Raw genomic sequence first — 8,359 nt, 5'->3', positions numbered from 1 at the left:
CAATCCGGTGTGACCCTTTGTATCCTCTTATTTTTCTTCCTATCCCCTATTTATTGAGCGGATACGATTGATGGTTTGTGAATCGAGGTTAGGTAGCTTCATTCTTTTGCTGGCAATTGGTAAATTCGAGCTATATATATTTTACCTTTCGTTTTGAAGAACCATTGTGTCTGCTGCACCCAGTTGCAGGGCATAGAGGTTTGCATAGACACCTTGCTGATTAATCAGTTCAGCGTGACTACCCTGCTCGACAATTTGTCCCTGCTGAATTACTAATACCTGATCTGCCTGAGTAACTGTACTGAGGCGGTGGGCAATTACGAAACTGGTACGACCTTGCAGCAAGCGGGCGATCGCAGTTTGTACTAACGCTTCTGTGCGGGTATCAATGCTGCTGGTGGCTTCATCCAGAATCAGAATTCGGGGGTTAATCAACACTGCACGCGCAATACTGATCAGTTGTCGCTGTCCCTGGCTCAAGGGTGCGCCCCGTTCACCCAATTGAGTTGTATAACCCTGTGGCAGCGAAGTAATGAACTCATGCACATTTGCCATCTGTGCAGCCGTTTCGATATCAGCTTGGGTAGTATGGGGAGCGCCAAAGGCAATGTTTTCGGCGACGGTGCCGCTAAACAGAATATTGTCTTGCAGGACGATGCCAATTTGACGCCGCAGACTTGTTTGAGTAACACTACGCACATCAATATTATCAATTTTGACTGCACCGCCAGATACATCATAGAAGCGCAAAATTAAGTTAATGATTGTACTTTTTCCCGAACCGGTCGGCCCGACTAACGCAACCATCTGCCCAGGATAAGCGTGTAAATTCACCCCTTTGAGAACTAATTGATCTGGGTTGTAGCCAAACTTGACATTCTCGAATGTCACCTCACCTTGAATGGGCAACATTTCTGTTGCATCGGGTGCGTCTTTGAGTTCTGATGGTTCATCTAGTAATAGAAAGATCCGCTCTAATCCGGCGAATGCAGATTGAGCTTGGGTGTAAAACTGGCTGAGAATCTGGATAGGGCGGAAGAATAGCTGGACGTAAAGTAAAAAAGATGTCACCACACCCACTGTTGCAGCTCCTGTTACCGCGAGATAGCCGCCATAGGCTAGCACACCTGCGGTTGCTAGGGTGTTGAGAAAATCAATCGAGGGTAAAAAGGCTGAAGTAATTACCACAGCTTCCACATTGGCATCACGATTAGCAGCGTTGAGAATGTCAAATTTTGCGATGTTCATCTGTACACGATTAAATGCCTGTGCTTCTCGCACACTGCCAATATCTTCTTCCAACTTGGCAGAAAGCTCCCCAATTGTCTGTCGGGTAACGCGAAACTTGACTCTTGCCCAACGTGCAAATAAGCTTGTAGTAAAAATCATCAGTGGCACAACTAAGTTGCTCAACAAGCCAAGTTTCAGGTTGATTGAGAGCATAGCAATGATAATGCCGACTAAACTGAAAGTGTTGCCCAGCATTTGGGCGATCGTCAGTCCAAATGCCTGATTTACTGTATTGACATCATTCAGCAAGCGGCTCATTAAATCGCCTGCTTCGCTGCGATCGAAAAAGCTGAGTGGCAGACTTTGAATTTTAGTGAAAATGTCTTGCCTCAATTGAGCTAGCAATCGCTGCATAATCCAGCCGACTCGAAGAATTTGACCCCGGATTGCTAAAATACCAAGTCCGTAGTTGAGCGCTAGTAGCCCTAATAATAGCAGTAGTCCCTGCAAATTCCCTTGTGCAATTAGGTGATCAATCGACCAGCCAAGAAAGAATGGGCCAATTGCTTGGGTTACGGCACCAATAAATACTAATGTCAGGGCGATGGGAATTTCTTTGCGATAGAGTTGCAGGTATTGTAAAAAGCGCCGCAGGGTGGAAAGTTGCTGACTCGCCTGCTCAGATACAACAACGGGAACTGTGCCTCTCATAAAAATTTGGGATTTTAGATTTGGGATTTTTGATTAAAAGTCTTTATTACAATTTCCAGCTATAGCAGTTTGCAGTTGAGTCCAATACAGACCTAACCCCCAACCCCTTCCCTACTAGCGTTGGGGAGTAAGATTCAAAGCCTTTCTCCTTTTAGGAGAGAGGTCAAAGTGTATTGCATATAAACGAGCGATTGCTATAGAGTAATTATCCTAACTTGAGATTATTTTTTTGCTTCGGCTTTACCTGAGATTCCAAAATTACACCGTAGAGTGGGCTGGTTTGCATCAATTCTTCGTGAGTGCCTTGTGCCACCAATCGTCCTTTATCCATCAGAAAAATCCGATCGGCATTCTTGACGGTACTAATGCGTTGAGCTACTACAAAGGTTGTACAAGCTTTTTGGCGCATTAAGTCATCTAGTTCGGCTTGAATTTGGGCAGCAGTTTTGGCATCCACAGCCGAGGTACTATCGTCCAAAATCAAAATACTGTAATCGGTTAGTAAGGTACGAGCGATCGCAATTCTTTGTTTTTGTCCACCAGACAAGCCCACGCCCCTTTCTCCCACAATCGTCTCGTAGCCATCGGGTAGACTGGTAATAAAATCGTGCATTTGTGCGGTTTTTGCAACCTCAATCACCTGCTTTAGGGTTGCATCGGGTTTTGCATAGGCAATATTTTCGCGGATTGTGCCAGAGAAGAGGGTAGTTTCTTGAAATACAATTCCAATACGCGATCGCAGGCTTTTTAGTGTGAAACTTGTGACATCTCGTCCGTCAATGCGAACTGCTCCCCCTGTAACATCGTAAAAGCGGGGAATTAAGTTCATAATTGTGCTTTTTCCTGAGCCAGTCATTCCTAGAACCGCGATCAGTTCGTTGGGTTTAGTTTCAAAGGAAACTTCTTTGAGAGTTTCGCTTGTCGCTCCGGGATAGCGAAAGGAAACATTTTCAAAGGTAATTCTACCTCCGCAGGTGTCAAATGGGACAGCACCGGGGCGATCGCGAATTTCTACCTCTGCATCTACAACTTCATAGACTCGTTCGGCGGAAGCAGCTGATTGAGCGATCGCCGGCGCAGCAAATCCAATCAACAAAATAGGTTGAAGAATCAACGCTAGGTAGGAGTTAAACGCCACCAGTTCGCCAATGGAGAATCTGTGCCCAATCACCTGCGCTCCCCCGTAGGCGAAAACTGCCAGTGTTACCAAATTACTCAGCAAAAATATCAACGGGAAGGTATCACGAATCGCGCTAATGGTCTTCATGTTTGCCTTGAGTAGGGCATCATTCATCGTCGTGTAACGCGACCTTTCGGTTGACTCCCGCACAAAGGCTTTCACTACGCGGATTCCTAGCAAGTTCTCTTGTAATACTGCATTTAGGTCGCTCAGTTGTTCTTGTACTTGCCGAAAAAGTTTGTTATTTCGGTTGATAAATCGCGCCATCAACCATGCAGCTAGGGGTATTACCGTTAGCGTAATCAGTGCGAGTTTCCAGTTCATCACCAGCAAAATCACCGAAACAGTTACCAATGTCACAATTCCACCAATGACTTGAATTAAGCTGGTGCCAACAAAGGTACGGATCTGCTCAATGTCGTTGGTGACACGGGTTAGCAGTTGGGAAGTCTGCGCTTGGTCATGATAGCTGAAACTGAGATTTTGAATCTGGCTGAAAATTTTGTTTCGCAGGTCATAAGCTACACCCTGAGACACTGCTTCTGCTAAATAGCTTTGTCCAAAGTTAAATATACCACGAGCGATCGCGGCGACTACCATCCAAGCGGCGCTATATAGGACAATTTGGAGGTTTTTTTGCGTGATGCCTTGATCAATTCCCCACCGAAATAGTTGTGGGGTGAGAGCGTTTGCGATCGTCAACAGCAACAGGCTGGCTAAGGCTCCCAGCGAAGTCCATCGGTAAGTACTCAAACTTTTAAGTACGCGCCCGGTTGACTTTATCGACGAAGTTTCCTGGAGTTCTGCTTGCTGAACCAATGGTATTTACCCCTGTATCTTTGGAAAATTATCTCGTATTTTGATTGTAAAAGTGTAAAAAACTAATTGGTCAAGCAGGGAAAGTGAATCCGATCGGGATTTTATGTCCCTGGCTTACCTCACCCTCAATCCCTCTCCGATATATTGGAGAGGGAAGCTAGATACAGGATGAAGTTTTGCATTTTATTTAATCCACGTTCCTAAGAAAAGGTTATAGTCCGTTTTAACTGACATTTTGCACCATTCTCAATTAGCACCATCGCCCGCCCAGAACTCAAGTTCTGGGCTGATAGCTCAACTCCACGCTTAGTGGACTCAAACTTTTGCTCAGTCTTCTTTAGAAGACTTTAGCTATTAGCCTCAGAATTCATTCTGAGGCAGTTGTTGGAACTGATGCAAGATATCAGTTTTAACGGACTTTAGCTATGAGCCTCTGAACTTCAGTTCTGGGCGGTTTCTGTCTAAAACGAAATAGCCCTAGTCTAACTCAGGTTGCCAAATTGACTGAAGATGTCGTTAAAATCGCCATTCCAAGTAGTTATTGATTTGGGAGTTAAGGTATGAATGCTGAAGACTTGTTGAGAAGATATGCTGCTGGAGGGAGAAATTTTGCTGGAATTGAATTTGACCTAAAATACCAAAGTTTGTTTAGACTTGGTTTGTGTATCAATTAAATGTACATCAAACGCGGTCTAGGTTCAGGAACTAGACGCCCTAAATCCTTAGCCGTTTCTATCCATTCCTGCATCACTAATTCTACATTATGCAAGGCTTCTTGATAATTATCGCCATCAGCAGCACAACCTAATAACTCTGGCACTTCAGCAATAAAGGCTTGATCTAATTCACTCCAGTATAGAATAATTTCATAGTGAAACATCATTTTTAGTTCCTAGCTTATACTTGATAATTACTGCACGAACGTGTTTAATTTGATAGCTTTTGGCTTTTCCTTTCTTATGTTGCAGATTCAATATCTCCTCAACATCGGCTTTCACAAAAATCCGATGATCGCCACGAATCCGCTCATCAAAGCCTAGTCTATATAAAAGTTGCCACAGTTGGGCGAAAGGGATATCTGTATCAGAAGTCCCAGAGAGAATTTTTTCTAAGAGTTTGTCTTGCTGACTCACGTTTTTTTGACTATCTTAATGTTTGTTTTGACTATCGTGGAGCCGTAAAATCGTGGCGAATTCCGGGTTGAAATTTAAATGCCTAGGGGACGCAGCGCGTTGCGGTGAGGCAGTCCAATCTTGGGGGTTTCCTCCATGAGGAACTGCCGAACCCGAAGGGGGGTTCCCACGCCACTCCCCCCAACGGAGGGAACCTCCGCAAGGGGGTGGCTCCCCGTTGTAGCGACTGCCGTCGCGCAGAGGCACGTAGAGAATTCGCTACGAATTAATAAAATGTTGTACTTAGCCTCCAGAAGCAACAGTACGCCGCTCAAGGGTTAACCTCAGTATAAATAATTAGCAGTTTGACAGCAGTTATTTTAACATTCACCCTGAGCTTATTTACAAAATTAAGTTTATCTTCTCCAAGGCAGAAGACTGAAGAAGTAAATTTGCACAACCAGCAAGGGTTTAAAGCGATTTTTAGATGAATAAAAAACACCTGACTTCAATTAAAGCCAGGAACTATAATCTAGAGTTCTCTTGACTCCCCAATCAACGGGCGTATTGAACCCAACCGAGAACCGCTATACTCAAATTGATAAGTGATATAGGCAACTACAGAGGGCAAAATGTTGAGATTGCTCATATCATAGGCTGAGGTATAAATCCGTCTTAGTTAATGTGAAATATTGAGTAATAAATATTACGCAAATATGAAAAACCAAATTTTCAGCGCAGCCACATTTTTAACGACGATTATTTTGACAACAAGCGTACAAGCCGCAAATTCTGAACAGATCAAACAGTTATTGGCAACCAAACAATGTCAAAATTGTGATTTGACTAATGCAGGTTTAGTGATGGCTGACTTATCTGGAGCCAATTTGAGCGGTGCTAATCTCACAGGTGCTAACCTCAGCCGTGCAAACTTGAGCGGCGCAGATTTGCGGGGTGCAAACTTGAGTGGCGCTAGTTTATTTGGTGTTAACCTGAGCCAAGCTAAATTTGGTGGGGCAAATTTGACGGGTGCTGATTTGAGAAATACTTATTTGGCAAATGCAGAACTGACTGGTGCAAACTTGAATGGCGCTAACTTCCAGGGTGCAGTTGGTATACCATTACAAATTGCTTCACCAGAAGAATTTTATGCTTGGGGCGTAGCAGAAGGGCAAAAAGGCAACGAACAGCAAGCAATCAGTTATTTTAATCAAGCGATCGCTATTAAACCAGAATATGCTGGTGCTTATTTAGCTCGTGGTATCGCCCGTTACCAAATACTAGATAGGCCAGGTGCATTCCAAGATGCTCAAGTTGCTGAAAAATTGTTTACATCTCAAAGCAACAGCCTGGGAACGCAAACAGCCCAAGCTTTTATTAAAGAACTGCAAGCACCCGTAAATGATAAGGTAAGCACTGGTAGCCCCAGTTTCGTTGACTTTTTGGGAAGTCTAGGCTCAGTGTTGCTCCAGTTCTTACCTTTTTGAGGGGGAGAGTTGAAAGAACAAACGGATAATAACAGATGACTTTATCTAACAAATTATGGACAACTAATCAAGACTTAGCCCAAGCTTGCCTAGAGCATCCTTTTGTTAAAGGCATTGCCGATGGTACTCTTGAGCGGGTGAAATTTACTTACTACGTAGGGCAAGATGCTTTTTTCTTAGAAGCTTTTGCCCGTGCGTATAGTATCGCCGCAGCTAAAGCACCAGACTGGTTAGGTTTCACCACATTTCATAACTTAGCTAGTGGAGTTTTAGAAGAACTGCGGCTACATAGTGGCTATGCTTCTGAGTGGGGAGTCAATTTGCATTCTGTAGAACCAGGAACAGCTACCCGCCGTTATACTGACTTTTTGTTAGCAACTGCTTGGGGTGGAGATGTGGGTTTAACTGCGGCGGCGATGTCTCCCTGTATGCGTTTGTATGCTTTTTTGGGAGAACAGTTGGCTGGTAACGGTATTCCTAATCATCAATATGCAGACTGGATTCGTACTTACAGCAGCGCAGATTTTCAACCATTAGCAAAACAATTAGAAACTTTAGTTGACAATTATGCCACTACTAATGCTGTTGTGGATTCAACCTACCGTTATGCTATGTTTTGTGAGCGCGACTTTTTTCAGGCTGCCTGGATTTTGGAGTAGTCTGCCTAATTAAGTTAGTCAAATATAGTGGACAGGATTTTGTGCATTAAATTGAATGCTGCAATTGACGATCCGACCGTCTGAAAATTTCAGAACAAGCCTGCCATCATCTAGGCGATAACTGTTATTTTTGTCAAATATTCCTTCTATCATCTGCGTACCCGGAAAATTCACAACTTGGACGTGTGTAATTTTTTGAACTTTATCGTCTGCAACAATCCATGCCGCAGACTCAGACTTAGCAAGCAAATCCAAGAGATTATCCTTTGTTCTAACTTGAAGTATGAGCTTTGACATGATGAGTAAAAATTGAAGTGGCGGATCAATTCAGGTGGATTATTGCAACAAACTCCTTTGTTGCCGTTAGTTGACTCACTCGCAATTGTAGTTTAGGTGGGTTGAGTGACGGAAACCGCTACAACTGAAGGAACTTGTGAGATAGATTTTTTACTTCGCTTTCGACTAGAGCCGCCTGCTTTTGAATACTCCATGCTCTTTTTGCCGTAGATAGTAGCGACTCCACTGAGCATCCTCTCAGACAGTTCCGAGAGTCCTTTGTCCATCTGAGTTATTGTTTTACGAGATTCTTCAAGATTAGACAGAAGCGTATTATGGGTTTCTAGCGTGGCACGGGTGTTAGCGATGAGGCTGGTGTAAGCTTCTATGCTTAATCCGTGCCCTAAATCCAAATTCTCATGAATGGATTTAAGCAGGGCGAGACGGCGTTGAGCTTTGTCTACAGCAGCAGAACCGCGAGTTCTTAGAGACATGGGAGATATTTATTGAATAGTTCTGTTTCAAGATAATGGGATGCCCTTCTAGATGAGAAGAGTAGTTTTGTGGATTTAATTAACAACTAAGATTAAAAGTAAGTCTGTATTTTTACTTATCCATTTGGATTTATCCGTTGTTTCGGGATAAACGCAATCAGTGACCGCGTAGGCGTAAGCAGGCGTAGGCATCGCCGAAATAGCAAATGATGTCGCCGAAATAGCAAATGATATCGCCGAAATAGCAAATGCTGTCGCCGAAATAGCAAATGATGTCGCCGAAATAGCAAATGATGTCGCCGAAATAGCAAATGCTGTCACCAAAATAGCAAATGCTGTCGCCGAAATAGCAAATGATGTCGCCGAAATAGCAAATGATGTCGCCGAAATA

At 43.7% G+C, this 8,359-nt stretch carries 9 protein-coding genes; 2 read left to right on the top strand and 7 right to left on the bottom strand.

The genetic code is table 11. The features are described 5' to 3' along the window. Positions 1 to 141: 141 nt before the first annotated feature. From HWQ38_RS30745 to HWQ38_RS30730, 4 genes are all read right to left on the bottom strand, one after another. Positions 142 to 1,941 carry an ABC transporter ATP-binding protein gene (locus tag HWQ38_RS30745; protein ID WP_292801426.1) on the bottom strand — a complete coding sequence of 600 codons (1,800 nt, stop codon included), beginning with the start codon at positions 1,939 to 1,941 and terminating at the stop codon, positions 142 to 144. A 205-nt stretch (positions 1,942 to 2,146) separates the two neighbouring features. Then, the gene (locus HWQ38_RS30740) at positions 2,147 to 3,940 is read right to left on the bottom strand and encodes an ABC transporter ATP-binding protein (RefSeq protein ID WP_292801424.1); all 1,794 of its coding nucleotides are present in this window, start codon (positions 3,938 to 3,940) and stop codon (positions 2,147 to 2,149) included. 670 nt (positions 3,941 to 4,610) lie between these two features. Then, entirely contained in the window at positions 4,611 to 4,823 is a 213-nt protein-coding gene (locus HWQ38_RS30735; RefSeq protein WP_292801422.1) for a type II toxin-antitoxin system HicB family antitoxin, read from the bottom strand. Continuing rightward, entirely contained in the window at positions 4,807 to 5,073 is a 267-nt protein-coding gene (locus tag HWQ38_RS30730) for a type II toxin-antitoxin system HicA family toxin (protein ID WP_292801420.1), read from the bottom strand. Before HWQ38_RS30730 ends, HWQ38_RS30735 begins: the two co-directional genes overlap by 17 nt. Positions 5,074 to 5,768: 695 nt before the next feature. Between HWQ38_RS30730 and HWQ38_RS30725 the strand changes: the two genes are divergently transcribed. Together HWQ38_RS30725 and HWQ38_RS30720 are read left to right on the top strand one after the other, a co-directional pair. Continuing rightward, entirely contained in the window at positions 5,769 to 6,539 is a 771-nt protein-coding gene (locus HWQ38_RS30725) for a pentapeptide repeat-containing protein (RefSeq protein ID WP_292801418.1), read from the top strand. A gap of 35 nt (positions 6,540 to 6,574) precedes the next feature. Next, on the top strand, positions 6,575 to 7,198 hold the full coding sequence (locus tag HWQ38_RS30720) for a TenA family protein (RefSeq protein WP_292801416.1): 624 nt from the start codon (positions 6,575 to 6,577) through the stop codon (positions 7,196 to 7,198). 18 nt (positions 7,199 to 7,216) lie between these two features. Here HWQ38_RS30720 and HWQ38_RS30715 read toward each other — a convergent pair whose 3' ends face one another. From HWQ38_RS30715 to HWQ38_RS30705, 3 genes are all read right to left on the bottom strand, one after another. Next, positions 7,217 to 7,495, bottom strand: coding sequence for a hypothetical protein (locus tag HWQ38_RS30715; RefSeq protein WP_292801414.1), 279 nt, complete (start codon positions 7,493 to 7,495; stop codon positions 7,217 to 7,219). Positions 7,496 to 7,587: 92 nt separating this feature from the next. Next, entirely contained in the window at positions 7,588 to 7,968 is a 381-nt protein-coding gene (locus HWQ38_RS30710) for a hypothetical protein (RefSeq protein ID WP_292801412.1), read from the bottom strand. Positions 7,969 to 8,043: 75 nt separating this feature from the next. Next, the gene (locus tag HWQ38_RS30705; RefSeq protein WP_292801410.1) at positions 8,044 to 8,358 is read right to left on the bottom strand and encodes a hypothetical protein; all 315 of its coding nucleotides are present in this window, start codon (positions 8,356 to 8,358) and stop codon (positions 8,044 to 8,046) included. Position 8,359: the final 1 nt, after the last annotated feature.

Origin of the sequence: Nostoc sp. NMS7 (assembly GCF_017115085.1) — a bacterium.
Taxonomy (GTDB): Bacteria; Cyanobacteriota; Cyanobacteriia; order Cyanobacteriales; family Nostocaceae; genus Nostoc.
Note: the sequence above shows the minus strand (reverse complement) of the source record. Positions and strands in the feature narration are given on the sequence as shown.

Excerpts from the sequence above, each read along its gene's own strand:
- HWQ38_RS30710 (WP_292801412.1), bottom strand. The coding sequence starts at position 7,968 with ATGTCTCTAAGAACTCGCGGTTCTGCTGCTGTAGACAAAGCTCAACGC.
- HWQ38_RS30735 (WP_292801422.1), bottom strand. The coding sequence starts at position 4,823 with ATGATGTTTCACTATGAAATTATTCTATACTGGAGTGAATTAGATCAA.
- HWQ38_RS30745 (WP_292801426.1), bottom strand. The coding sequence starts at position 1,941 with ATGAGAGGCACAGTTCCCGTTGTTGTATCTGAGCAGGCGAGTCAGCAA.
- HWQ38_RS30725 (WP_292801418.1), top strand. The coding sequence starts at position 5,769 with ATGAAAAACCAAATTTTCAGCGCAGCCACATTTTTAACGACGATTATT.
- HWQ38_RS30720 (WP_292801416.1), top strand. The coding sequence starts at position 6,575 with ATGACTTTATCTAACAAATTATGGACAACTAATCAAGACTTAGCCCAA.
- HWQ38_RS30715 (WP_292801414.1), bottom strand. The coding sequence starts at position 7,495 with ATGTCAAAGCTCATACTTCAAGTTAGAACAAAGGATAATCTCTTGGAT.